Raw genomic sequence first — 23294 nt, 5'->3', positions numbered from 1 at the left:
CGAACTTCGGCCCCTCCGGCGTTCGAGGATCCAAGAGTCCGGGGGCGGCGGGGGCGGCGGGGGCGGCGGGGGCGGCGGGGGCGAATCAAAATCAGCCCGCGAACGGCGGCTGGGGCACCCCCTTGCCCACGCCCGGCACCACCAGCAGGGAGCCCGCGAGGGGGTGCGGGGACGTGAGGCCCACGCGGGCCGTGGTGACGTAGAGGTCGGTCAGGTCGGGACCGCCGAAGGCGCAGGCCGTGACGAGGGGGACGGGGAGCGGGATCACCCGGTCCAGGTCGCCGGAGGGGGTGTAGCGGCGTACCGCGCCGCCGCCCCACAGGGCGACCCACACACAGCCGTCGGCGTCGACGGTGAGGCCGTCGGGGAAGCCGGCGCCGTCCTCGATCGCGGCCAGGGAGCGGCGGTTCGTGATCCTGCCGTCCGCCTCGCCGACGTCGAAGACGTCGATGCGGCGGGTCGGCGAGTCGATGTAGTACATCAGCCGGCCGTCGGGGCTCCAGCCGGTGCCGTTGCTCACCGCCACGTCGTCGAGGAGGACCTTGACCGTGCCGTCGCCGGTGACGCGGGACAGGGTGCCGCCGCAGGGCGCCTCGTCGTAGCGCATGGTGCCCGCGAAGAGGCTGCCGTCGGGGGCGACGGCGGCGTCGTTGGCGCGGCGGCCCGGGACGGTATCCCGGTGCAGCCAGCGGAAGGCGCCGTCGGGGTCGAGCAGGCCGATGCCGTCCCGCAGGTTGAGGACGAGGCCGCCGCCCGCGCGCGGCTTGACGGCGCCCACGTGCTGGTCGGTGCGGCGCACGGTGCGCCGGCCGGTGGCCGGGTCGTAGGTGTGGACGCGGGAGCCGAGGATGTCGATCCACAGCAGTCGGCCGCTGGCCGGATCCCAGGTGGGACCCTCGCCCAGGGCCGCCTCCGCGCGGACGGCGACGTCGAATGTGCTCGTCATGCCACGCTCCTGTGGCCCAGGCGTTCGGACAGTTCGGCGGCGCCCTTGACGGCGAGCCGCTTCAGCTCGCCGAGCCGCTCGTCGCTCCAGCGGATCATCGGTACGGAGATGGACAGCGCGGCGACCACCTGCCCCGTGCGGTCGCGCACCGGGGCGGCGACGCAGGAGACGTCCGGGTTGGACTCGCGGCTCTCCACGGCGACGCCCCGGGCGCGGATCTCCGCGAGGGTCTCGCGCAGGGCGGCCACATCGGTGATGCTGTTGGGGGTCATCGCGGACAGCTCGGCGTCGTCGGGGACGCGCGCGGTGAGTTCGTGCTCGGGAAGGGAGGCCAGCAGCATCTTGCCGACGGAGGTGCAGTGGGCGGGCAGTCTGCGGCCGGCCGCCGACACCATCCGCACCGCGTGGGTGGAGTCCACCTTGGCGATGTAGATGACGTCGGTGTCCTCCAGGATCGCCACGTGCACCGTCTCGTCGCAGGTCTCGGCGACCGAGCGGGCGACCTGCTGGCCCTCGGCGGCGAGGTCGAGGTACTCGGCGTAGCGGGCGCCGAGCTGGTACGGGCGTACGCCGAGCCGGTAGCGTCCGGGCTGGCCGGCCACCGGGACGATGTACTTCCGGGCGGCGAGCGTGGTCACCAGCTCGTGCACGGTGGTGCGCGGCAGTTGCAGCCTGCGCACGATGTCGGGGGCGGAGAGCGTCCCGTCCCCGTCGAGGAAGAGCTCGAGAATGTCGAGAGCCCGGGTCACGGCTGGTACGAGACGTCCCACGACCGGCCCCCTCCCTATGTGTCTCAGGCGCCTGCGGTCGTTCGAGATTTCAACAGGCGATCGGAATGGCGAACACACAGGCTAGCCATACGAGCCGACCCCGGGCAATGGGACGGTCGCGATCACCGTCGTACGCGGGGATTTCCCAGCTCGCCCCGGAGCCGCTGGGACCGCAGGACCAGTTCCAGTTCGAAGCGGCGGTCCGGGTCGTCGATCGCGTCCCCCCACAGTTCGCGGATCTGGCGCAGGCGGTAGCGGACGGTCTGCGGGTGGACGCCCAGGCGGGCCGCCACCTCCGGCGCGCCGCCCCGGGTCTCCAGCCACGCCAGTAACGTCTCCGCGAGCCGCCGCCCGTGTGCCGGACCGCAGTGCTCCAGCGGGGCCAGGCGTCTCAGCGCGAGGTCCTCGATCAGCTCCTCCGGCTGGAGCAGCACCAGCGCCTGGGTGTGCTCGGTGCAGTGCAGCACCTCACCGGTGGGCAGCAGCCCGCGCTCCATCAGCCGTACGGCCGCCTCCGCCCAGCGCAGCGACTTCGCCGCGTCGGCGACCGGTACGGGCGGTCCGATCGCCCCGGACCAGCCGGTGAGTGCGCGGTCCAGCAGTTCGCGGCGGCCGGCCGCGTCCGGTTCGGGCACGACCATGCGGGGCCGCTCGTACTCCATGTCGAGCAGCACCTCCCGCCCCACGGCGGGCGCCACCGCCTCCCGCGCCGGGCGCAGCAGCACCCCCACCGCGACCTTCCCGGGCAGCGGCCAGCCGATCCGGGCGGCCCGTTCGGCGAGCTCGGCCGGCTCGCCCCGGTGGTGGCGTACCTGTCGCTGCTGGGTTACGACGGCTGGGTGCTGCCCGCCGGCACCTGGATCCCGCTGTCCCGCTTCCCGCTGGAGGCGCACCAGGCCCGCACCTCGTACGTCGTCACGCACGGACTGCTGCGCCGGGTGCTGCCGTACGGCCCGCTCAGGGGCCCGCGCTACGTCAACTCGGTGCTGTTCCTGCCGGACGGCCGCCGCCCCGGAGAGCCCTCGGTGGGCGACGACGGTTCCCGTGCCCATCGGACAACGCCCCACTAGCCCGTTCGCCCCGCGCGACTTCCGGCTCGTGCCGCTGCGCCGCACGGCCGACCACGATCCCGGCCCGGTGGAGGACCTCACCCCCCGGTCCCGCACGGTGGACGAGGCCGCCCGCGCCTTCGCCCCCGCCCGCCCCCTGGAGGGCACGGCCCCGACGCGCCGGGGTCCTGCCCTCACGGCCCCGGACACGGCCGGCGTACGGCGCGCGGTGGCCGCCGAGTTCACCCGGGGGCTGTCGCGGCGTACGGCGGTCAGCGGGTCGCGGCCTTGAGGATCTCCTCCGCCACGCGCGGGACCGACTCCGGGTGCAGCCACAGGAACAGGTTCGGTTCGACCAGTTCCAGCTCCATCACGCGGGGCCGGCCGTCCTCGCCGTCCACGAGGTCGACCCGTGCGTACAGCAGCTCGGGCCGGCCCGGCACGGAGGCCAACGCCTTTCTGGCGACGGCGGCTTCCTCGAGGGTCGGGGTCCAGTCGGTCAGCCCGGGGTGGGCCACCTTGCGCTGGTCGTAGGGCGTGCCGGGGGCGAGGACGGGTCCTTTGCGGCTGACGTGCAGCAGGCTCCCCCCGAAGTACTGCAGCGCCCGCTCGCCGGTGGTGTCGATGCCGCGCGCATAGGGCTGCACCATCGCGGTGAACCCCTCGGCGTGCATGCGCCGCAGGTGCCGTACGGCCGTGGCGTGCTCGTCGGGGGTGTAGCGGGCGGCGAACCGGGCGCCGGCGCCGGAGGTGGGCTTGACGACGTACTCGTGGCCGTCGGGGAGGTCGAGGGCGTCCCCGGGCGCCAGGTACCGGGTGTCCACCACCGGCACCCCGGCGGCGGCGAGCTCCCCGAGGTACCGCTTGTCGGTGTTCCAGCGCACCACGTCCGCCGGATTGGCCAGCCGGGTGAGCGTGCCGCACCGCTCGGCCCACGCGGTGAACTCCGCCGACCGCCAGCTGTAGTCCCAGGTGGAGCGGATCACGACGAGGTCGAAGCGGGCCCAGTCGACGGCGGCGTCGTCCCACACCTCGGCGGACGCCTCGGCCCCGGCCTCCTCCAGCGCCCGCACCAGTCCCGGCAGATCCCGGTCCTCGGAGACGTCGGGGCCGGGCCGGCAGGTCACGAGCGCGATACGGGGCACGACGACTCACTCCTCGCACGAACAACTGATCGACGAGCAGGCTAGCAACCACCCCGGGAACCGCGACAGACCGTTCACCGGTCAGGAGGCGGTCAGCGGTCCTCCTCCGGATCCCAGTCCAGGAGGCGCACCTTGGCGACCGTACGGACGTGGCGGCGCATGGCGGTGGCCGCCTGCCGCGGCCGGCCTTCGGCGATCGCGTCGAGGATGGCCCGGTGCTGGGCCAGGGAGCGGTGGGGGCGGCCGGGCTGGCGGAGGGACTCCGTGCGGCTCTCGGCGATCTGGTCGGCGATGGAGCGCATGAACTCCGCGAGCAGACTGCTGTGGGCGGCCGCCGTCACCGCCGCGTGGAACAGCCGGTCGCCCTCCACCCCGCCGCCGCCCGCCTCGATCTCCCCGGCCATGTGCGCGAGCGCGGACCGCATCGCGGCGAGGTCGTCGTCCGTGCGGCGCTCGGCGGCCAGTTCGGCGAGCTTCGTCTCCAGCGCCTCCCGGGCCTCCAGTACGTCGGGCAGGCGCCGGCGGCGTTCCACCATCCGGTCGACCGGCTCGACGTCGAGGCTGTCCCGTACCAGATAGGTACCGCCGCCGTGCCGGGCCTCGACCAGGCCCTGGACCTCCAGGACCACGATCGCCTGCTTCACCGAGGCCCGGCTGACACCGAGCCGCTGGGCCAGGTCCCGCTCGGGCGGGAGGCGGTCGCCGGCCCGCAGGCCGCCCTCGGTGACGTACTGGCGCAACCGGTCCAGGACCTGTTCGTACAGGCGCTGTCTCGTCATGGGGCGCAGGGCGTCGGTCACGGGGTCCCCCTCTCGTCGGGAGATTAGCACCGGGGCCCGCGCAGTGGACGAGTGGCTGAGCCAATTCCTGCGCGACCCCTTGACGGCTCTTCCCTCGGGGCCCACGCTGTCCAGCCGAACGGACCACACCATTCCAGCGACACAAGTGGTTCAGCCACTCAGCCACTCGGGAGCCCGCATGTCCCCCGAACTCGTCTCGATCCTCGTCCTGGCGGTGGTGTTCGTCATCGCCACCACCCGCTCCGTCAACATGGGCGCGCTGGCCTTCGCCGCCGCCTTCGGGGTCGGCACGCTCGTCGCCGACCTCGACGCGGACGGCGTCTTCGCCGGTTTCCCCGGCGATCTGTTCGTCGTCCTGGTCGGCGTCACGTACCTGTTCGCCATCGCCCGCGCCAACGGCACCACCGACTGGCTGGTGCACGCGGCCGTCCGGCTGGTGCGGGGACGGGTCGCGCTGATCCCCTGGGTGATGTTCGCCCTCACCGGCGCGCTCACCGCGATCGGCGCGGTCAGCCCGGCCGCGGTCGCGATCGTCGCGCCGATCGCGCTGAGCTTCGCCGCCCGGTACCGGATCAGTCCGCTGCTGATGGGCGCGATGGTGGTGCACGGCGCCCAGGCCGGCGGCTTCTCCCCGATCAGCATCTACGGCTCGATCGTCAACGGCATCGTCGAGCGCGAGAAGCTCCCCGGCAGCGAGATCACCCTGTTCCTCGCCTCGCTGCTGGCGAACCTCGTCATCGCCGGGGTGGTGTTCGTCGTCTGCGGCGGGCTGAAGCTGTGGAACCAGGGGGCCGTGACCGGCACCGGCACGGGAGCGCCCCGGGCGCCGGAAGCGAAGGGCGACGGCTCCGGCGCCACGGGACCGGGGAACGGCATCGGGACCCGTACCGCCCCGGCCCCCACCGCCGTCGCCACCCGCCCCGACGCCCCCGCGGTCGTCCCGCTCACCGCCCCCGTCATCGCCACCCTCGTCTCCCTGGTCGCCCTCGTCGTCGCCGTCCTCGGCTTCGACCTGGACGCCGGACTGACCGCGATCACCCTCGCCGTCGTGCTGAGCACCGCCTGGCCGGACGACAGCCGCAAGGCGGTCTCCGAGATCGCCTGGCCCACGGTCCTGCTGATCTGCGGTGTGCTCACCTACGTCGGTGTGCTGGACGAGATGGGCACCATCACCTGGGCCGGTGAGGGCGTCGGCGGCATCGGCGTCCCGCTGCTCGCCGCGGTGCTGCTCTGCTACATCGGCGCGATCGTGTCGGCGTTCGCCTCCTCCGTCGGCATCATGGGCGCGCTGATCCCGCTGGCCGTGCCGTTCCTCGCCCAGGGGGAGATCGGGGCCGTTGGCATGGTGGCGGCGCTCGCGGTGTCGGCGACGGTCGTGGACGTCAGCCCGTTCTCCACGAACGGCGCGCTGGTCCTGGCCGCCGCCCCGGACGTCGACCGCGAGCGTTTCTTCCGGCAGCTGATGGCGTACGGCGGGATCGTGGTCGCGGCGGTCCCCGCGGTGGTGTGGCTGGTGATGGTCGTGCCCGGCTGGGGGTAGGCCGTGGACGGCACGAGCACCTGACAGCCTTCGCACGACAGCCAGTTCCACAGAAGGAGTACGACGCGTGTCCTCTCTCTTCCCGGCCCTGACCGACGGCCCGGCCGACCGGCCCGCCCTGCGCTTCGGCGAGCGCTCACTGACGTACGGGGAACTCGCCTCGGCGGCCGGAGCGGTGGCCGGGGACCTGGCAAAGGCGCGCCGGGTCGCCGTATGGGCCACGCCGGCGCTGGAGACCGCGGTCGCGGTCACCGCGGCACTGCTCGCCGGGGTGACCGTCGTACCGCTCAACCCGAAGTCGGGAGGGAAGGAACTCGGTCACATCCTGACCGACAGCGCCCCCGGCCTGGTGCTCACCGCGCCCGGCGAGGAGCTCCCCGCCCCGCTGGGCGAGCTGCCCCGCATCGACGTGGACCCGGCGGCGCGGGGCACCCTCCCCGACGACCGTGCGCGCGGCGAGGACGACCCCGCCCTCATCGTCTACACCTCCGGCACCACCGGCCCGCCCAAGGGCGCCGTCATCCCCCGCCGCGCGATCGCCACGACCCTGGACGCCCTCGCCGACGCCTGGCGGTGGACCGGCGACGACGTGCTGGTGCACGGACTGCCCCTGTTCCACGTGCACGGCCTGGTCCTCGGCACCCTCGGCCCGCTGCGCCGCGGCGGCTCCGTGCGCCACCTGGGCAGGTTCACCACCGAGGGCGTGGCGCGCGAGCTGAACGGCGGCGCGACCATGCTGTTCGGCGTGCCGACGATGTACCACCGGATCGCGGAGTCGCTGCCCGCCGACCCGGAACTGGTCGAGGCGCTGGCCGGGGCGCGGCTGCTGGTGTCGGGTTCCGCCGCGCTGCCCGTGCACGACCACGAGCGGATCGCGGCGGCGACCGGGCGCCGGGTCGTCGAGCGGTACGGCATGACGGAGACGCTGATGAACACCGCCGTCCGCGTGGACGGCGAGGCCCGCCCCGGCACGGTGGGCGTGCCGTTGCCGGGCGTGGAGCTGCGGCTGGTGGAGGAGGACGGCTCGCCCGTGACGTCGTACGACGGGGAGACGGTCGGTGAGATCCAGGTGCGCGGGCCGAACCTGTTCACGGAGTACCTGAACCGGCCGGACGCGACGGCCGCCGCGTTCACGGCCGACGGCTGGTTCCGCACCGGCGACATGGCGGTGCGCGATGCCGACGGCTACGTCCGGATCGTCGGCCGCAAGGCCACCGACCTGATCAAGAGCGGGGGGTACAAGATCGGCGCGGGGGAGATCGAGAACGCGCTGCTGGAGCATCCGGGGGTGCGGGAGGCGGCGGTGACCGGGGAGCCGGACGCCGATCTGGGCGAGCGGATCGTGGCGTGGGTGGTGCCGGCGGATCCGCAGTCCCCGCCCGCGCTCGACGAGCTGGCCGATCATGTCGCCGGGCGCCTCGCCCCGCACAAGCGCCCTCGCGTGGTCCACCATCTCGACGCCCTCCCCCGCAACGACATGGGGAAGATCATGAAGCGGGCGCTGTCCCGTGGCTGACCGCTTCTCCGCCCGTGAGGCCGTCACCGCCCTCACCGACGACTTCACCGAACTGCCGTACCCGGACCGGCAGTCGCCCCCGGACGGCCCGCTCGGCTGGCCCGGCTACGGCGCCGCCCGCGCCCGCGCCGCCGAACGCACCGGTGAGCGGGAGTCCGTGATCTGCGGCACGGCACGGATCGAGGGCACCCGAGCGGTCGTCATCGCGTTCGAGTTCGGCTTCCTCGGCGGCTCCCTGGGCGAACGCACCGGCGACCGTCTGGAGGCCGCGTACGCGCATGCCCGCGCGCACCGGCTGCCCGTGGTGCCGCTCGTCTCCACCGGCGGGAGCAGGATGCAGGAGGGCATGCTCGCGCTCACCCAGCTCCAGCGGGTGGCCCGGGCATCGGCGCTCACCCGGGAGGCCGGGCTGCCGCAGATCGCGGTCCTGCGGGACCCGACGACCGGCGGCGGGTGGGCCACCCTGGGCGCGGGCGCCGACGTCGTCCTCGCCCTGCCCGGCGCACAGGTCGGTTTCGCCGGCTCACGGGTGCGGCCCGCGGACGCGGACCCGGCGGCGTACACGGCCGAGGCGCAGGTGGCGGCGGGCGCGGCGGACGCGCTGGTCCGGAGCGGGGAGCTGCGGGACACCCTGGGGCACTGGCTGCGCCTGCTGACCCGCCCCTCCACCGCGCCGGCCCCGCCGCCCCTCGCCCTCGGTGCCCCGGACCTCCCGGCCACCGGCTGGGACGCGGTCCGCCGCGCCCGCTCTCCCCGGCGCCCCCGCGCCACCGCCTACCTGGACGCCTACTTCACCTCCCGTGTCGCCCTCGGCGGCGACCGCTGCGGCGGCACGGACCCGGAGGGCGTGCTGTGCGGCTTCGGTGAGCACGGGGGCCGTACGGTCGCCTACGCGGCGCAGACCGGGGCGGCGACCCGTCCCGCCGGGTACCGCACGGCCGCCCGGCTGGTCCGGCTCGCGGACCGGCTCGGCATCCCGGTGCTGACGCTGGTGGACACACCGGGCGCGGCGAACGACGCGGAGGCGGAGCGGCAGGGCGCCGGGGCCGCCATCGCCGACCTGTTCGGCGCCGTGGCCGCCGCCCGTACGCCGGTCACCACGCTGGTCGTCGGCGAGGGCGGCTCCGGCGGCGCGCTGGCGCTCGCGGCCCCCGGCAACACCTGGGCCACCCCCGACAGCTACTTCTCGGTGATCGCCCCGGAGCTCGCGGCGGCCATCCTCAAACGGCCCCCGGAGCAGGCGGAGACGACGGCGGACCAACTCCGCATCCGCCCGCAGGACCTGGTGGAGCTGGGTGTGGTCCGGGGGATCGTGGGACCGGCGGACCGCACCCCCCGCGTCTGAGGGGCCCCGTTCGGCGGCCCCCCACCCGGCCCCCCAGGAAAGGCGCCCCTCCCCGCCTGCCGCACACGATGCCTGAGAGGTCCGTCGCCCGGCGGGCCACTGGGCGCGCACTCGGGAGGAACCGCCGTGACCGCCAGTCTGGAGCAGCTGCGCCGCTGCCACTTCGCCGTCGACCTGGGGGCGGCCCGCACCCGGGTCTACGTCAAGGGCGCCGGACTCGTCGTCGACCAGCCGTCCACCGCCGCCGTGAACACCCGTACCGGAGCGCTGATGGCGGTCGGTGAGTTCGCGGAGAAGATGACGGGCCGTACGCCGGACTACATCCGCGTCGTGCGTCCCGTCTCCGGCGGCACGGTCGTCGACATCGAGATGGCCCAGCGCATGCTGCGGCAACTGATCGGCGACAAGATGCGCCGCGCCCTGCGCCGCAGGCCCCGGCTGCGGGCCGCCGCCTGTGTCCCGCACGACGCCGATCCGCTCGCCCAGCGTGCCGCGATCGAGACCCTGGTCGGTCTCGGCGCCCGCCGGGTGGAGCTGGTCGACACGCTCATCGCCGCCGCCGTCGGCTGCGGTCTGCCGGTGGAGCGGCCCGAGGCCGCCATGATCATGGTGTGCGGTGCGGCGGCCACGCAGGTGGCCGTGCTCTCCCTCGGGGCGATCGTGACGGCGGAACGCGTCCCCGTCGGCGGTGAGGCCGTGGACAACGCGATCGTGCAGCACCTGCGCCACCAGCACGAGCTGATGCTGCCGAGCCAGTCCGTACGGCCCCTGCAGCTCGCCCTGCACGGCAACGGGCTCACTCCGCAGGGCCCGGAGTCGACGGAGATCCACGGGCGGGACGTGGCCACCGGTCTGGCCCGCTCCGTACGGGTCGACACGGCCGCCGTGCGGCAGGCCATCCAGACTCCGCTCACCGCCGTCCTCGACGGCATCGGCAAGGTGCTGCGGGAGTGCCCGCCGGATCTGGTCGCCGACCTGGTCGACCGGGGGATCATGATGGTCGGCGGGAGCGCCCTGCTGCCGGGCCTGGACCAGATGCTGCGTCAGGCGACGGGCATGCCGGTGCACATCGCCGAGCGGCCGGAACTCTGCGCCGTACAGGGACTGGGCGAGATGCTGGAGGGCAGGATCGCACCGATCGTGCTGGACCCGCTGCGCGCCTGAGCCGGGCGGGCGTCAGCCGGGGAACCGGCGTCCGACCGTCGCGCCCTCGTCCCGGTGCGCAGGCGGCCGGCCGAGCGGCCGGCCGGGCGTCAGCGGGGGAACCAGCATCTGATCGTCGTGCCCTCGTCCCCGGTGTGCACGCGCACCAGGTCGGCGATCAGATGGACCATCAGCAGGCCGCGCCCGCCGCGCTGGTCGCGGGACGCGGGGCGGCGCCCCGCGAGAGGGTCGGTCATCCGGCCCCCGTCGCGCACCTCGCACAGCACGTGGCCGTCCTCGGCCCAGATCCGCAGCATTCCCGAACCGCCGCCGTGCACCACGCTGTTGGTGGTCAGCTCGGCCGCGGCGATGGCCAGGTCGTCCAGGGTGACGCCGGTGAGGCCGAGCCGCCGTCCCTCGTCGGACGCGGCGTGCCGGGCCGAGGCCAGCGACTCGGCGACGAACGGGAAGGTCATCGCGTCCGTCACGAGCGGCAGCGGCTCGTTGTAGCGGGCGACGACCGCGTCGGGGGCGTACGCCTCGCTGTCCCGCACCGGGCGGGCCCCGGCGGGGATGACGGTGGGGTGGGTGGCGTGGGCGTCGGCGAGGACGTGCGCGGGCAGGCGTACGGCGTCGTAGGGGCACAGGATCGTCACCGTGCGGTCCCGGAAGGCGGCGTTGATCAGTGCCTCGTGCTGGACGCAGGCGGGGTACTCGGCCGCGGAACGGCCCGCCCAGATGGGTTCGCCGATGATCCGCACCCGCTGCCCGGCCGGGTGGGTGTCGGCGAAGGCGCGCAGCACGCCGGGGATGATCCGGCCGGGGTTGCGTCCGGCCTCGCGCATGTCGAGGAGGCGGACGGTGTCCGCGTCGTCGCCGAGCGCGTCCCGGACCAGCCGCAGCCGGTCACCGGGCACGGCGACCGCCACGGGCTCGCCGGCCGCGAGCCCCTCGCGCACGAAGGGGACGGTGCCCTCCAGGTACTCCTGGTCGTCCCGGTAGAAGAGGGCGGGGTGGACGAAGGGACCGGTGAGGACTTCCAGGGGTTCGGCCGCGGCGCTCATGACATCGACACCTCGATCGTCGGCAGGTCGGGCCAGAACATGTCCAGCACCCGGCTGAGGGCGGGCGGCGGACGGCGCACCACGAACCGGCGGCCGTCCCCGAGGCGCTCGGCCGCCGCCGCGAGCGCGTCGGCGCCCGCGACGTCGACGAACGTCACCTCGGACAGTTCCAGGTAGTACACGGCCTCACCCTCACGCACCGCCTGCTCCAGCACGCGCTCCCAGATCATATGCGTGGCCAGGCCGATCTCCCCGGCCGCGCGGACACCGCGACCGTCCTCCAGCGGGCGCACCGTCAGGCACGGCGCCGGAGTCCCGGGCCCGTACGGCGTCCGGTGACGATTGCCCAACACCCGTCTCCCCACACTCCCAGGACTGCACGTACCCCGTCGGTTCCCGGCCGCTCCCCGGCACGGTGTGTAGTACGCCGCGGGGTGGGCAGGCGCACCCCCAGCGCAGCCGGGACCGTGCGCAGCCTACCGCTCCGGTGCCGGCCGGGCCTCACCCGAACGCCCCGACCCCCCACGAGGACCGACAAGGCGGTGAGATGACCTCCGCGGCATCCCTCCCTCCCCCCGGAAGGCCGGACACCTTGGTCATAGGCGGTCGCATGGACGCGGACCGGGCGCTGCTCACCCCGCGCGGCGAGCTGGTCCGCGGGTGCGCCCGGGCCCTGACGGAGAAGCTGGCGCGGCTGCCCGCCGGCACGGCCCGCGTCGACGTGGACATGAGCGGCGTGTACTTCATGGACACGGCGGGGCTGGAGTTCCTGGAGGTGCTGCGCGACCACGGCCGGCGGCGGTCGGTACCGGTCACGGCCACCCGCTGGAACGGCCAGCCGCGCCGCATCCTGGAACTCGCCGGCCTCGACAGCACGGACCCGCTGCGCTCCCCGCCCCCGGAGGGCGCGCCGCAGCCGGCCGTCTCGGCGGTGGCGCTGGAGCGGGAGGAGCGGCTGCGCCTGCTCCAGGAGGAGGTCGAGCAGTTGCGGCAGGCGATCGCCTCCCGCCCGGTGATCGACCAGGCCCGCGGCATCCTGATGGCCACGTACGGCTGCACCTCGGACGAGGCCTGGCACATCCTGCGGGAGGTGTCCCAGCTGTCCAACACCAAGCTCCGCGCGGTCGCGGAGGCGCTCACCGCCGGCGCGGAGGCGAAGGGCGCTCCTCCGCCCGAGGGGGTCCGCTGCGCCCTGTCCCGGGCACTGGCCCGCCGCTCGGCACGGTGACACCGGCCGGCGCGGGGTACCCGGCGACGGACGACCACCGGCCCCGTGATCGGGAGGCAGCACCATGAGCGAGCTGAGCGAACACACTCCGTCCCAGGCCGAGGGCGACAGGGACGACGACGAGTGGACCACCCCCGAGATCCCGCACTCCACCCCGTCCCAGGCGGAGGGCGAACGCGACCCGTCGGACGCCCCCGCCTCCGGCGAGGGGACCGCCGAGTAGCGGCTTCGCCGTTGCGGTCCGAGGGTGCCACGAGGGGCGCACGGTGGGGCGGGTGGGACTCGAACCCACGGCCGACGGATTATGAGTCCGCTGCTCTAACCGGCTGAGCTACCGCCCCATAGCGGCGTGTCGCGTACATGTGTGCGCGCCGTCTGCCGCAGCATAGCCGCTCATACGATCTCCTGCTTCGGATGGTCGGCTGCGTACGGCCCTCGTGACCATGGAGACTTCACCGAGCCCCGCACGGTTCCCCCGGACATGAAAAAGGACCCCTGCGGGGTCCTCGTTCAGCATGCTCCCCCGACTGGACTCGAACCAGTAACCTGCCGGTTAACAGCCGGCTGCTCTGCCAATTGAGCTACGGAGGACCGAGCTCCCCCGACTGGACTCGAACCAGTAACCTGCCGGTTAACAGCCGGCTGCTCTGCCAATTGAGCTACGGAGGAATGCCTCGTTGCATCGAACGCATCCGCCTGGGTATCCGCCAGAGGGCGCGCGCTCGCTGCGACACATACATTAGCGCAAGCAGGGGGGTGCTCCGCCAATCGGTACTCCCCGGCGCTGTCGCCGCACCGGAGATCTACACAGACTGGAACCACGGGAAGGGTGGCCGACATGCGTTACCGGCTCACATTCGTCGCCGGAGTCGTCCTGGGTTACGTGCTGGGCACGAAAGCCGGACGCGAGCGCTACGAACAGATAAAGAGGTCCGCGCGGCAGTTCACGAAGAACCCCGCCGTCCGCAACACCGCGGAGAGCGCGGCGCAGCAGGGCCGCGAGTTCGCGGACAAGGCGTACCACGCGGTCAGCGACAAGGTCGGCGACCGCATGCCCGACTCGGTCGCCCAGCGGGTCCGCACGCTGCGCGAACGCACGGCCCACGGCCCGTCGGAGGACGGCTGGGGCACGAGCAACACCTGACGGCTGTCCCGCCCCGAGGGCTCCCATGCCCCACTCACCCCTCCCCATGCGGCAAAATCGGCCGCATGGGGATAGTCGCCGGACTGGACAGCGCGCCAGACTTCACTCGCATCGTCGTCTGTGACACGGACACCGGAGCCGTGCTCAGGCAGGGATATGCCCAGCATCCGGTACAGAGCACCGACGGCGGCGGCCGTCCCTCCGACGTCGACCCGCAGGCCTGGCTGCTGTCCCTCGGCGAGGCGGCGGGCGGTGGTCTGCTGGAGGGCGTGCAGGCCATCGGCGTCTCCGCGCAGGCGAACGCGCTGGTGCCGCTGGACGCGCAGGGCAACACCGTGCGGCCGGCGATGACCGGCGGTGACAAGCGGGCGCAGGTCGCGGCGGCGGATCTGATCGACGCGGTCGGCGGGCGCGAGGCGTGGGCGCAGGCCGTGGGCTGTGTGCCGGGGGCCGCGCAACCGGTGACCAAGCTGCGCTGGATGGCCCGCAGCGAACCGGAGAACGCGGCGCGCACCGCCGTACTGCTGCAGGCACACGACTGGCTGGTGTGGCAGCTGCTCGGCCGGCCGGTGCGGCGCACCACCGACCGGGGCGGGGCGTCCGGCACCGGGTACTGGGCGGCGGCCACCGGCGGCTACCGGCCCGATCTGGTGGAGCTGGCGCTCGGGCACCAGGTGATGCTGCCCGAGGTGATCGGCCCGTCGGACGCGGCCGGTACGACACCGGAGGGGCTGCTGATCTCCGCCGGTACGGGCGAGACGATGGCGGCGGCGTTCGGGCTGGGCATCGGGCTGGGCGACGCGGTGGTGTCGCTGGGCGCGTCCGGGTCCGTGATGGCCGTGCACCCCGAGGCGCTCGTCGACCGGCACGGGATGATCACCTCTCTGGCGGACGCGACCGGCATGCACCTGCCCGTCGTCACCACCCTGAACGCCGTGCGCGCCCTGCGCGGGACCGCCGAGCTGCTCGGGCTGCCCGATCTGGAGAGCCTGTCCGACCTGGCGATGAAGTCGACGCCGGGGTCGCACGGGCTGGTGCTGCTGCCGTATCTGGAGGGTGAGCGCACCCCGAACCTGCCGCACACCGCCGGGACGCTGGCGGGGCTGCGGCGGGAGTCGATGAAGCCGGAGCACCTGGCGCGGGCCGCGTTCGAGGGGATGCTGTGCGGGCTCGGGGACGCGCTGGACGTGCTGCGCGGCCGGGGCGTGGAGGTGCGGCGGGTCTTCCTGCTGGGCCAGGCCGCGGAGCTGCCGGCCGTGCAGTCGGCGGCGCCCGCGCTGTTCGGGGCGCAGGTGGTCGTACCGCAGCCCGCGGACTACGCGGCGATCGGCGCGGCCCGGCAGGCGGCGTGGGCGCTCGGCGTGTCGCAGGGCACCCTCGATCCGCGCACTCCGCCGGTGTGGCAGGGCGCGGTGGCGCAGGTGCTGGATCCCGGGGAGGACCTGGCGGTGGGGCAGGCGGTGCGCCAGCAGTACGTATCGGTGCGCGAGCAGACACATCCGGGGGCGTTCCACCTGTAGCACGGGCCGGTGGGTTAATTCGGTTGGGGTAACGCGGGTGGAGTGTTCGACGATAGGGGCCACGGGCAACCGACGCCCTCGCCGACCACTCCGAGAGATTCAGCGTGCTCATACGACTCCTGCGGACCCACCTCGAGCCCTACAAGAGACCCATCGCCCTGCTGGTGCTGCTGCAGTTCCTGCAGACCTGCGCCTCGCTCTACCTGCCCACGCTCAACGCGGACATCATCGACAGAGGTGTCGTCGAGGGTGACACCGGTTACATCCTGAACTACGGCGTCCTGATGATCGGCATCTCGCTGGCCCAGGTCGTGTGCAACATCGGTGCCGTGTACTACGGCGCCCGCACCGCCGCCGCACTGGGACGGGACGTGCGCGCCGCCGTGTTCGACCGGGTGCAGTCGTTCTCCGCGCGTGAGGTGGGTCACTTCGGCGCGCCCTCGCTGATCACCCGTACGACGAACGACGTCCAGCAGGTGCAGATGCTGGTCCTGATGACGTTCACCCTGATGGTGTCGGCGCCCATCATGTGTGTGGGCGGCATCGTGATGGCGCTCGGCCTGGACGTCCCGCTGTCCGGGGTACTGGTCGCCGTGGTGCCGGTGCTGGGCGTCTGCGTGACGCTGATCGTACGGCGGCTGCGTCCGCTGTTCCGGACCATGCAGGAGCGGCTCGACACGGTGAACCGGGTGCTGCGCGAGCAGATCACCGGCAACCGGGTGATCCGCGCCTTCGTGCGGGACGCGTACGAGCAGGGGCGGTTCCGTGGGTCGAACACCGAGCTGACCGATGTCTCGCTGCGCACGGGCAATCTGCTCGCGCTGATGTTCCCGGTGGTCATGACGGTGGTGAACCTGTCGTCGGTCGCGGTGGTGTGGTTCGGCGCGCACCGCATCGACAGCGGCGGGATGCAGATCGGTGACCTGACCGCGTTCCTCGCCTATCTGATGCAGATCGTCATGTCCGTGATGATGGCCACGTTCATGTTCATGATGGTGCCGCGCGCCGAGGTGTGCGCCGAGCGCGTCCACGAGGTGCTGGACACCTCCTCCAGCGTGGTGCCGCCCCTCGCGCCCGTCACCGAGCTGCGCCGGCACGGGCATCTGGAGCTCCGGGGCGCGGGCTTCCGCTACCCGGGTGCCGAGGAGCCGGTGCTGAAGGCCGTCGACCTGGTGGCACGGCCCGGTGAGGTCACGGCCGTGATCGGCTCCACCGGCAGCGGCAAGTCCACGCTGCTCGGTCTCGTCCCCCGGCTGTTCGACGCGACCGACGGGGAGGTGCTGGTGGACGGCGTGCCCGTGGCGGATGTCGAGCCGCGGCTGCTCGCGAAGACGGTCGGACTGGTGCCGCAGAGGCCGTACCTGTTCGCCGGGACGGTGGCGACGAACCTGCGCTACGGCAATCCGGACGCCACGGACGAGGAGCTGTGGCACGCGCTGGAAGTGGCGCAGGGCAAGGACTTCGTGGAGCGGCTCGAGGGCGGCCTCGACGCGCCGGTCGCCCAGGGCGGGACGAACGTCTCCGGCGGTCAGCGCCAGCGGCTCGCGATCGCCCGGACGCTGGTGCAGCGCCCGGAGATCTACCTCTTCGACGACTCCTTCTCCGCGCTCGACTACGCCACCGACGCGGCCCTGCGGGCGGCTCTCGCACGGGAGACGGCCGAGGCGACCGTGGTGATCGTCGCCCAGCGGGTGGCGACCATCCGGGACGCCGACCGGATCGTGGTCCTGGACGGGGGCCGGGTCGTCGGCACCGGCCGGCACCACGAACTGATGGCGGACAACGAGACCTACCGGGAGATCGTGCTCTCCCAGCTGACGGAAGCGGAGGCTGCCTGATGGCGGGGCCCGGAGGACGGATGATGGCCGGGGGCGGCCCCGACCAGCGGTCGATCGACTTCAAGGGGTCGGGCAAACGGCTGATCGCCCGGTTCGGACCCGAACGCCTCACGATCTACGGGCTGCTGGCCTGTGTCGTGCTCAGCGTGGGCCTCAGCGTGATCGGACCGAAGATCCTCGGCGAGGCGACCGACCTGGTCTTCGCGGGCATCGTGGGACGCGAGATGCCTCAGGGCGCCACCAAGGAAGAGGTGCTCGACTCGATGCGGGAGCGCGGCGAGGGCGATGTCGCCGACATGCTCCGCTCCACCGACTTCACCCCTGGCGAGGGCATCGACTTCACGGCGGTCGGCGACGTCCTGCTGTTCGCGCTGGCGGTGTTCCTGGTCGCCGGTCTGCTGATGGCGGTCGCGACCCGGCTGGTGAACCGGGCGGTCAACCGCACCATGTTCCGGATGCGCGAGGACGTGCAGACGAAGCTGTCGCGGCTGCCGCTGTCGTACTTCGACAAGCGGCAGCGCGGTGAGGTGCTGAGCCGCGCCACCAACGACATCGACAACATCGGGCAGACGCTCCAGCAGTCGATGGGCCAGCTCATCAACTCGCTGCTCACCGTCATCGGCGTACTCGCGATGATGTTCTACGTCTCCTGGATCCTGGCGCTGGTCGCGCTGGTGACGGTGCCGCTGTCGTTCGTCGTCGCCACGCGTGTCGGCAAGTGGTCGCAGCCGCACTTCGTGCAGCAGTGGCGCAGCACCGGCACCCTCAACGCGCACATCGAGGAGATGTACACCGGGCACACCCTGGTGAAGGTGTTCGGGCGGCAGGAGGAGTCGGCGAAGAAGTTCGCCGAGGAGAACGAGGCGCTGTACGAGGCCGGGTTCAGGGCGCAGTTCAACAGCGGCATCATGCAGCCGCTGATGTTCTTCGTCTCGAACATCAACTATGTGCTGGTGGCGGTCGTCGGCGGCCTGCGGGTCGCGTCGGGCACGCTGTCCATCGGTGACGTGCAGGCGTTCATCCAGTACTCGCGGCAGTTCTCCATGCCGCTGACGCAGGTCGCCTCGATGGCGAACCTGGTGCAGTCGGGTGTCGCCTCGGCGGAGCGGGTCTTCGAACTGCTGGACGCCGAGGAGCAGGAGGCCGACGCCTCGCCGGCCGAGAAGCCCGGGCGGTTGCGCGGGCGGGTGGCGCTGGAGCACGTGTCGTTCCGGTACGCCCCCGAGAAGCCGCTGATCGAGGACCTGTCGCTGACGGTCGAACCGGGCCACACGGTGGCCATCGTCGGCCCGACGGGCGCCGGCAAGACGACTCTGGTGAACCTGCTGATGCGGTTCTACGAGGTGTCCGGCGGGCGGATCACGCTCGACGGGGTGGACGTCTCCCGGATGTCCCGGGACGAACTGCGGGCCGGGATCGGCATGGTGCTGCAGGACACCTGGCTGTTCGGCGGCACCATCGCGGAGAACATCGCCTACGGCGCGGCGCGCGAGGTCACCCGGGAGGAGATCGAGGAGGCGGCACGGGCGGCGCACGCCGACCGGTTCGTCCGGACGCTGCCCGACGGGTACGACACGGTGATCGACGACGAGGGCAGCGGGGTGAGCGCGGGCGAGAAGCAGCTCATCACCATCGCTCGGGCGTTCCTGTCGGACCCGGTGATCCTCGTCCTGGACGAGGCGACGAGTTCCGTGGACACGCGTACGGAGGTGCTGATCCAGAAGGCGATGGCGCAACTGGCCCACGGGCGCACGTCGTTCGTGATCGCTCACCGGCTGTCGACGATCCGGGACGCGGACACGATCCTGGTCATGGAGAACGGCTCGATCGTCGAACAGGGCGCGCACGAGAAGCTGCTGGCGGCGGACGGGGCGTACGCCCGCCTGTACAAGGCCCAGTTCGCCCAGGCGGTGGCGGAGGTCGACTGACGCGCGTCCCGGGCCGATCCGGGGACGCGCGTCCCCGGATCAGCCCGTGCCCGCCGTCTCCGTCAGCTTCTTCAGCTGGGCGGTGATCACCTCGTCCGGGGCCTCGCCCGCGTTCTTGTTCGCGACCTGGCTCTTCCAGCCGAAGACGGCGACGTGGGGGCCGCTGCGCACCACCCGGTACCAGTGCGCCGTGCCGGACAGCTCCCGCTGGTAGGCGACCGCCTCGTCGCCCGGGCCGGGGTCGGGGTCGGCGAGGGCGGTGACGGTCGGGTTCAGGCCGGTGTCGTCCTGGTAGCCGGCGGGGCAGTTCTTCGCCGCTTCGCGGACGCGGGTGAGGAGTTCCTCGGCGTCGGTCGCCTGGTCGTAGGAGTACAGCGTGATCTCGGTGGCCTGTGTGTCCGTCTTCGGGTGGACGGAGCGGGCCGCCGCCGCGGCCGGTGCCGGTTCGGGGGAGCGCAGGCGGATGTCCTCGATGGGCCGGCAGACCGCCGGGTCGGCCGGTTCGCCCTTGGTGCCGAGGACGGTGCCCTGCTTGAAGACGGTGAAGGTGTAGTCGGGCAGGTCCGCCTCGGCGACCGCCGCGCTCTCCAGCCCGGCCGCGTCCAGCGGGCCGCCGCCCGCCTTCCCCCCTGCGGTCCCCTTCTGCGAGCTCTCGGCCGCGGCACCGCTGCCCCCGTCCGCGGACCCCTGCTCGCCGCCCCCGCAGCCGGCCAGCAGGGCCGCGGCCGCCAGCATCACCGCGGCCGCCGGAACCCGTCGCAGCCCGTCCACTCTCATGCTCACTCCTCAGACACCGGTGCCCGGTACGTCGGTACCGAGGTCACATCTGGGAAGACAGTGACAGAACACAGCGGGTGCGGCATCAGTGAAAATACGTAGGGCCCTTACGCATGCGGCCAGTCGAGGGCGGGGCCGTTCCACCACGGCAGCCGCGCGGCGCGGCGCGCCGTCAGTCCAGATACCCGCGCAGCTGATCCGCGAAGGCGTGGTCGCGGAGCTTGCTCAGCGTCTTGGACTCGATCTGGCGGATGCGTTCGCGCGTGACGCCGAAGAGGCGGCCGATCTCCTCCAGCGTGCGGGGACGGCCGTCGACCAGGCCGTAGCGGAGCTGGACGACCTTGCGCTCCCGCTCCCCCAGCGTCGACAGCACCGCTTCCAGGTGCTCCCGCAGCAGCAGGAACGCCGCCGACTCCACGGGACTCGCCGCGTCACTGTCCTCGATGAGATCGCCGAGCGCCACGTCGTCCTCCTCCCCCACGGGCGCGTGCAGGGAGACGGGTTCCTGCGCGAGCCGCAGCACCTCGCCGACCCGCTCGGGCGGCAGGTCCAGGTGCGCGGCGACCTCCGCCGACGTCGGCTCGTGCCCCCGCTCCTGCAGCATCCGCCGCTGCACCCGCACCACCCGGTTGATGAGCTCCACCACGTGCACGGGCACGCGAATGGTCCGGGCCTGGTCCGCCAGCGCACGCGACATGGCCTGGCGGATCCACCACGTGGCGTACGTGGAGAACTTGTAGCCCCGCGCGTAGTCGAACTTCTCCACCGCCCGGATCAGCCCGAGGTTCCCCTCCTGGACCAGGTCCAGCATGGTCAGCCCCCGGCCCACGTACCGCTTGGCGACGGACACGACGAGCCGCAGGTTCGCCTCGATCAGCCGCCGCTTGGCCATCCGGCCCATGACGACGAGCCGGTCCAGATCGACGGCGAGCCGGCTGTCCAGGTCGGGGGTCAGCCGCAGTTTCTCCTCGGCGAACAGCCCCGCCTCGACACGGCGGGCGAGTTCGACCTCCTCGGCGGCGGTCAGCAACGGGATGCGCCCGATCTCGCGCAGATACTGCCGGAACAGATCCGAGGAGGGGCCGCCGGTCTCGGGGCGGACGGGCGGCGCGGCCGGCTCGGCGGGTTCGGCCGGCTCGGGCGGTGTCTCGGGGTGGTGCGCGACGCGGCTCTGCGCGGGCACGGCGACGAGAACGCCGGCGTCGGGCTGGGTGAGGGTCTGGGTCTGGGTCTGCACGGGGGCGACCTCCAGGATGATCGCTGCCGGGGGGTGGGGCAGCGGTACTTCGGGGACGGAGTCGGCGGCCTCGCCGCTGTCCGTCCCGTACGCGATGAGCACAACCGCGGATGTCCGGGACCCGTCGGTGACGGGTCGGCCGCGCTCCGAGGACTCAGGCACCGGGACCAGTGTGGGGTACGACACATCGTCCCCACGAGGGGCGTGCGGCGACTTTTTGCGTCCGGTCGGTGACCGGCCGATTACCCGGGCCCGCCCCCGGCCGCCCTCACAGTGCGGCCGGGCCGCGCTCCCGCAGGGCCTGGTCGTACTGCTGAAGCACCCACAACTCGTTCTGCACGGCGGCCAGTTCGCCCGGGTCGCCGTGGGTGCTGAGGCGGGCGAAGCGGCTGGCGACGTCACGGATGCGGCGCTCGACCGCGCGGCGGCGGACGGTGACCAGCTGGGCGCCGGCGTAGGTCTCGTCGGCCCCCTTGACCCCGCGGTGCAGCATGATCGCCTCGACGGCGAGTTCGGTGACCATGGCGCGGACGGTGTCGTCGGGGGCGGCCTCGCGGACCCGGATCAGGTACTCCTGCGGGTCCTGGGTGCCGTACTCCGCGCCGCCCGCGTCCAGGATCGCCTGGCGTACGGCCGCGTAGGGCGGGGCGGTGAACTCGTCGACGCCGTACGCGTCGAAGGCCGGGGAGACCAGCTCCGGGCGCTGGAGGGCGAGCTTGAGCAGCTCGCGTTCGGTGGCGAAGACCGGGTTGCGGAGGTTGAGGGCGGGACCGCGCGGGGCGGCCTGGGCGGGGGCGTACTGCTGGGGACCGCCGCCGCGCTGCCGCCGGTCGGGGGCGGGGCCCTTGCCGCCGCGCTCGCGGGCCCAGCGGGCCAGCTGCGCCACCCGCTTGACGACGAACTGGGTGTCGAGGATGCCGAGCATCCCGGCGAGCTGGACGGCGACCTCGTGCTGGGCGCCGCTGTTCTTGATGCGGGCGACGATCGGGGCGGCCTCGTCGAGGGCGGCGGCGCGGCCGGCCGGGGTGTCCAGGTCGTAGCGGACCACGATCTGGCGGAGGGCGAACTCGAAGAGTGGGGTGCGGGGTTCGGCCAGGTCGGCGACGGCCTCGTCGCCCTTGGCGAGGCGCAGGTCGCAGGGGTCCATGCCGTCGGGGGCGATGGCGATGTAGGTCTCGGCGGCGAACTTCTGGTCGTCCTCGAAGGCGCGCAGGGCCGCCTTCTGGCCGGCCGCGTCGCCGTCGAAGGTGAAGATCACGCGCGCGCTGCCGTTGTCCATGAGCAGCCGGCGCAGGATCTTGATGTGGTCGCCGCCGAAGGCGGTGCCACAGGTGGCGATGGCGGTCGTCACACCGGCCAGGTGGCAGGCCATGACGTCGGTGTAGCCCTCGACGACGACCGCGCGGGAGGCCTTCGCGATGTCCTTCTTCGCCAGGTCGATGCCGTAGAGGACCTGGGACTTCTTGTAGATGGCGGTGTCGGGGGTGTTGAGGTACTTCGGGCCGGTGTCCGCCTCGTAGAGCTTGCGGGCACCGAAGCCGACGACCTCCCCGCCGATGTCGCGGATGGGCCACATCAGCCGGCCGCGGAAGCGGTCGATGGGACCGCGGCGGCCCTCCTGGGAGAGGCCGGAGAGGATCAGTTCCTTGTCGCTGAAGCCCTTGCCGCGCAGGAAGCGGGTGAGGTGGTCCCAGCCCTGCGGGCTGTAGCCGACGCCGAAGTGGACGGCGGCGGCCTGGTCGAAGCCCCGGTCGGCGAGGAAGGCCCGGCCGGTGTCCGCCTCGGGGGAGGTCGCGAGCTGTTCCGCGTACCACTCGGCGGCGATCTTGTGGGCCTCGACCAGGCGGATGCGCTCGCCGCGCTGGTGGGTGGGGTTGTACCCGCCCTCCTCGTAGCGCAGGGTGATGCCGGCCTGTCCGGCGAGGCGCTCGACCGCCTCCGAGAAGGAGAGGTGGTCGATCTTCATCACGAACGTGATGGTGTCGCCGCCCTCCTGGCAGCCGAAGCAGTGGAAGAGTCCCTTGCTCGGGCTGACCTGGAAGGACGGCGACTTCTCGTCGTGGAAGGGGCAGAGGCCCTTGAGGTTGCCGCCGCCCGCGTTCCGCAGCTGGAGGTACTCGGACACGACGGCGTCGATCGGGACCGCGTCCCGAACCGCCTTCACATCCTCGTCATTGATCCGTCCAGCCACGCGTAGATTCTACGGGTGCGCTGTGACATCCCCGGGCCGTGGAGCGCCCCGGAAGGGGCGCGGGGCTGTGACATCCGCGGCTCCTCCGCCGCGTGGGCGCGACCGGCCACGAC

The 23294-nt window shown here is 73.0% G+C and carries 19 protein-coding genes, 3 tRNA genes and 3 pseudogenes; 12 read left to right on the top strand and 13 right to left on the bottom strand.

Going from position 1 to position 23294, the window contains the following annotated elements; translation table 11 throughout:
* Window positions 1-91: 91 nt before the first annotated feature.
* From ACFXAE_RS18795 to ACFXAE_RS18785, 3 genes and pseudogenes are all read right to left on the bottom strand, one after another.
* Window positions 92-946: an SMP-30/gluconolactonase/LRE family protein gene (locus ACFXAE_RS18795; RefSeq protein ID WP_384715629.1), complete on the bottom strand. Its 855-nt coding sequence runs from the start codon at window positions 944-946 to the stop codon at window positions 92-94.
* Window positions 943-1716, bottom strand: a complete 774-nt coding sequence (locus ACFXAE_RS18790) for an IclR family transcriptional regulator (RefSeq protein ID WP_384715626.1) — start codon at window positions 1714-1716, stop codon at window positions 943-945. The genes ACFXAE_RS18795 and ACFXAE_RS18790 overlap by 4 nt, the downstream gene beginning before the upstream one ends.
* A 122-nt stretch (window positions 1717-1838) precedes the next feature.
* A pseudogene (locus ACFXAE_RS18785) lies at window positions 1839-2522 on the bottom strand (PucR family transcriptional regulator); the annotation flags it as partial.
* Between ACFXAE_RS18785 and ACFXAE_RS18780 the strand changes: the two are divergent.
* A pseudogene (locus ACFXAE_RS18780) lies at window positions 2508-2786 on the top strand (FkbM family methyltransferase); the annotation flags it as partial. The pseudogenes ACFXAE_RS18785 and ACFXAE_RS18780 overlap by 15 nt on opposite strands.
* 67 nt (window positions 2787-2853) lie before the next feature.
* A pseudogene (locus ACFXAE_RS18775) lies at window positions 2854-3057 on the top strand (hypothetical protein); the annotation flags it as partial.
* Here ACFXAE_RS18775 and ACFXAE_RS18770 read toward each other — a convergent pair.
* Both ACFXAE_RS18770 and ACFXAE_RS18765 read right to left on the bottom strand, forming a co-directional pair.
* Window positions 3038-3910, bottom strand: a complete 873-nt coding sequence (locus ACFXAE_RS18770) for a RimK family alpha-L-glutamate ligase (RefSeq protein ID WP_384715623.1) — start codon at window positions 3908-3910, stop codon at window positions 3038-3040. The pseudogene ACFXAE_RS18775 and the gene ACFXAE_RS18770 overlap by 20 nt on opposite strands.
* A 92-nt stretch (window positions 3911-4002) precedes the next feature.
* A complete protein-coding gene (locus ACFXAE_RS18765) occupies window positions 4003-4710 on the bottom strand; it encodes a FadR/GntR family transcriptional regulator (RefSeq protein ID WP_384715620.1) in 708 nt (235 codons plus the stop codon).
* 178 nt (window positions 4711-4888) lie between these two features.
* Between ACFXAE_RS18765 and ACFXAE_RS18760 the strand changes: the two genes are divergently transcribed.
* The 4 genes from ACFXAE_RS18760 (at window position 4889) to ACFXAE_RS18745 (ending at window position 10275) form a co-directional block, all read left to right on the top strand.
* Window positions 4889-6250 carry an SLC13 family permease gene (locus ACFXAE_RS18760; RefSeq protein WP_384715617.1) on the top strand — a complete coding sequence of 454 codons (1362 nt, stop codon included), beginning with the start codon at window positions 4889-4891 and terminating at the stop codon, window positions 6248-6250.
* A 67-nt stretch (window positions 6251-6317) separates the two neighbouring features.
* The gene (locus tag ACFXAE_RS18755; RefSeq protein WP_384715615.1) at window positions 6318-7766 is read left to right on the top strand and encodes an acyl-CoA synthetase; all 1449 of its coding nucleotides are present in this window, start codon (window positions 6318-6320) and stop codon (window positions 7764-7766) included.
* On the top strand, window positions 7759-9111 hold the full coding sequence (locus ACFXAE_RS18750; RefSeq protein ID WP_384715612.1) for a carboxyl transferase domain-containing protein: 1353 nt from the start codon (window positions 7759-7761) through the stop codon (window positions 9109-9111). The genes ACFXAE_RS18755 and ACFXAE_RS18750 overlap by 8 nt, the downstream gene beginning before the upstream one ends.
* 126 nt (window positions 9112-9237) lie before the next feature.
* The gene (locus ACFXAE_RS18745; protein WP_384715609.1) at window positions 9238-10275 is read left to right on the top strand and encodes a rod shape-determining protein; all 1038 of its coding nucleotides are present in this window, start codon (window positions 9238-9240) and stop codon (window positions 10273-10275) included.
* Window positions 10276-10364: 89 nt separating this feature from the next.
* Here ACFXAE_RS18745 and ACFXAE_RS18740 read toward each other — a convergent pair whose 3' ends face one another.
* Together ACFXAE_RS18740 and ACFXAE_RS18735 are read right to left on the bottom strand one after the other, a co-directional pair.
* On the bottom strand, window positions 10365-11318 hold the full coding sequence (locus tag ACFXAE_RS18740) for an anti-sigma factor RsbA family regulatory protein (protein ID WP_384715606.1): 954 nt from the start codon (window positions 11316-11318) through the stop codon (window positions 10365-10367).
* Complete coding sequence (locus ACFXAE_RS18735; protein WP_384715603.1) at window positions 11315-11668, bottom strand: STAS domain-containing protein; 354 nt, start codon at window positions 11666-11668, stop codon at window positions 11315-11317. The genes ACFXAE_RS18740 and ACFXAE_RS18735 overlap by 4 nt, the downstream gene beginning before the upstream one ends.
* Window positions 11669-11865: 197 nt before the next feature.
* On the opposite strand from ACFXAE_RS18735, the gene ACFXAE_RS18730 reads away from it, so the two are divergent.
* Window positions 11866-12546 carry an ANTAR domain-containing response regulator gene (locus tag ACFXAE_RS18730; RefSeq protein WP_384715600.1) on the top strand — a complete coding sequence of 227 codons (681 nt, stop codon included), beginning with the start codon at window positions 11866-11868 and terminating at the stop codon, window positions 12544-12546.
* A 64-nt stretch (window positions 12547-12610) separates the two neighbouring features.
* Entirely contained in the window at window positions 12611-12769 is a 159-nt protein-coding gene (locus tag ACFXAE_RS18725) for a hypothetical protein (RefSeq protein WP_384715597.1), read from the top strand.
* A gap of 44 nt (window positions 12770-12813) precedes the next feature.
* On the opposite strand, the gene ACFXAE_RS18720 is transcribed toward ACFXAE_RS18725, so the two are convergent.
* From ACFXAE_RS18720 to ACFXAE_RS18710, 3 genes are all read right to left on the bottom strand, one after another.
* Window positions 12814-12887: transfer RNA gene (locus tag ACFXAE_RS18720), tRNA-Ile, on the bottom strand.
* 177 nt (window positions 12888-13064) lie between these two features.
* Window positions 13065-13137, bottom strand: a tRNA-Asn gene (locus ACFXAE_RS18715).
* Between the two features lie 5 nt (window positions 13138-13142).
* Window positions 13143-13215, bottom strand: a tRNA-Asn gene (locus ACFXAE_RS18710).
* A 169-nt stretch (window positions 13216-13384) separates the two neighbouring features.
* On the opposite strand from ACFXAE_RS18710, the gene ACFXAE_RS18705 reads away from it, so the two are divergent.
* From ACFXAE_RS18705 to ACFXAE_RS18690, 4 genes are all read left to right on the top strand, one after another.
* The gene (locus ACFXAE_RS18705) at window positions 13385-13690 is read left to right on the top strand and encodes a YtxH domain-containing protein (protein ID WP_384715594.1); all 306 of its coding nucleotides are present in this window, start codon (window positions 13385-13387) and stop codon (window positions 13688-13690) included.
* A 65-nt stretch (window positions 13691-13755) separates the two neighbouring features.
* A complete protein-coding gene (locus ACFXAE_RS18700) occupies window positions 13756-15210 on the top strand; it encodes an FGGY family carbohydrate kinase (RefSeq protein ID WP_384715591.1) in 1455 nt (484 codons plus the stop codon).
* 104 nt (window positions 15211-15314) lie between these two features.
* Complete coding sequence (locus ACFXAE_RS18695) at window positions 15315-17048, top strand: ABC transporter ATP-binding protein (RefSeq protein WP_384715588.1); 1734 nt, start codon at window positions 15315-15317, stop codon at window positions 17046-17048.
* A complete protein-coding gene (locus ACFXAE_RS18690; RefSeq protein ID WP_384715585.1) occupies window positions 17048-18976 on the top strand; it encodes an ABC transporter ATP-binding protein in 1929 nt (642 codons plus the stop codon). Before ACFXAE_RS18695 ends, ACFXAE_RS18690 begins: the two co-directional genes overlap by 1 nt.
* Window positions 18977-19015: 39 nt before the next feature.
* On the opposite strand, the gene ACFXAE_RS18685 is transcribed toward ACFXAE_RS18690, so the two are convergent.
* The 3 genes from ACFXAE_RS18685 to dnaG all read right to left on the bottom strand — a co-directional run bounded on the left by ACFXAE_RS18685 (window position 19016) and on the right by dnaG (window position 23181).
* Window positions 19016-19753, bottom strand: a complete 738-nt coding sequence (locus ACFXAE_RS18685; RefSeq protein ID WP_384715582.1) for a hypothetical protein — start codon at window positions 19751-19753, stop codon at window positions 19016-19018.
* Between the two features lie 172 nt (window positions 19754-19925).
* Complete coding sequence (locus tag ACFXAE_RS18680) at window positions 19926-21152, bottom strand: RNA polymerase sigma factor (RefSeq protein ID WP_384715579.1); 1227 nt, start codon at window positions 21150-21152, stop codon at window positions 19926-19928.
* 106 nt (window positions 21153-21258) lie between these two features.
* Window positions 21259-23181, bottom strand: coding sequence for a DNA primase (gene dnaG / locus ACFXAE_RS18675; protein ID WP_384715576.1), 1923 nt, complete (start codon window positions 23179-23181; stop codon window positions 21259-21261).
* Window positions 23182-23294 lie beyond the last annotated feature (113 nt).

Origin of the sequence: Streptomyces sp. NPDC059454 (genome assembly GCF_042749965.1) — a bacterium.
Classification (GTDB): domain Bacteria; phylum Actinomycetota; class Actinomycetes; order Streptomycetales; family Streptomycetaceae; genus Streptomyces.
The sequence above is the reverse complement of the archived record's forward strand: the minus strand, read 5'-3'. Positions and strand labels throughout refer to the sequence as shown.

Coding starts and splice junctions, on each gene's coding strand:
- ACFXAE_RS18685 (WP_384715582.1), bottom strand. CDS start 19,753: ATGAGAGTGGACGGGCTGCGACGGGTTCCGGCGGCCGCGGTGATGCTG.
- ACFXAE_RS18740 (WP_384715606.1), bottom strand. CDS start 11,318: ATGAGCGCCGCGGCCGAACCCCTGGAAGTCCTCACCGGTCCCTTCGTC.
- ACFXAE_RS18705 (WP_384715594.1), top strand. CDS start 13,385: ATGCGTTACCGGCTCACATTCGTCGCCGGAGTCGTCCTGGGTTACGTG.
- ACFXAE_RS18795 (WP_384715629.1), bottom strand. CDS start 946: ATGACGAGCACATTCGACGTCGCCGTCCGCGCGGAGGCGGCCCTGGGC.
- ACFXAE_RS18760 (WP_384715617.1), top strand. CDS start 4,889: ATGTCCCCCGAACTCGTCTCGATCCTCGTCCTGGCGGTGGTGTTCGTC.
- ACFXAE_RS18690 (WP_384715585.1), top strand. CDS start 17,048: ATGGCGGGGCCCGGAGGACGGATGATGGCCGGGGGCGGCCCCGACCAG.
- ACFXAE_RS18725 (WP_384715597.1), top strand. CDS start 12,611: ATGAGCGAGCTGAGCGAACACACTCCGTCCCAGGCCGAGGGCGACAGG.
- ACFXAE_RS18700 (WP_384715591.1), top strand. CDS start 13,756: ATGGGGATAGTCGCCGGACTGGACAGCGCGCCAGACTTCACTCGCATC.
- ACFXAE_RS18730 (WP_384715600.1), top strand. CDS start 11,866: ATGACCTCCGCGGCATCCCTCCCTCCCCCCGGAAGGCCGGACACCTTG.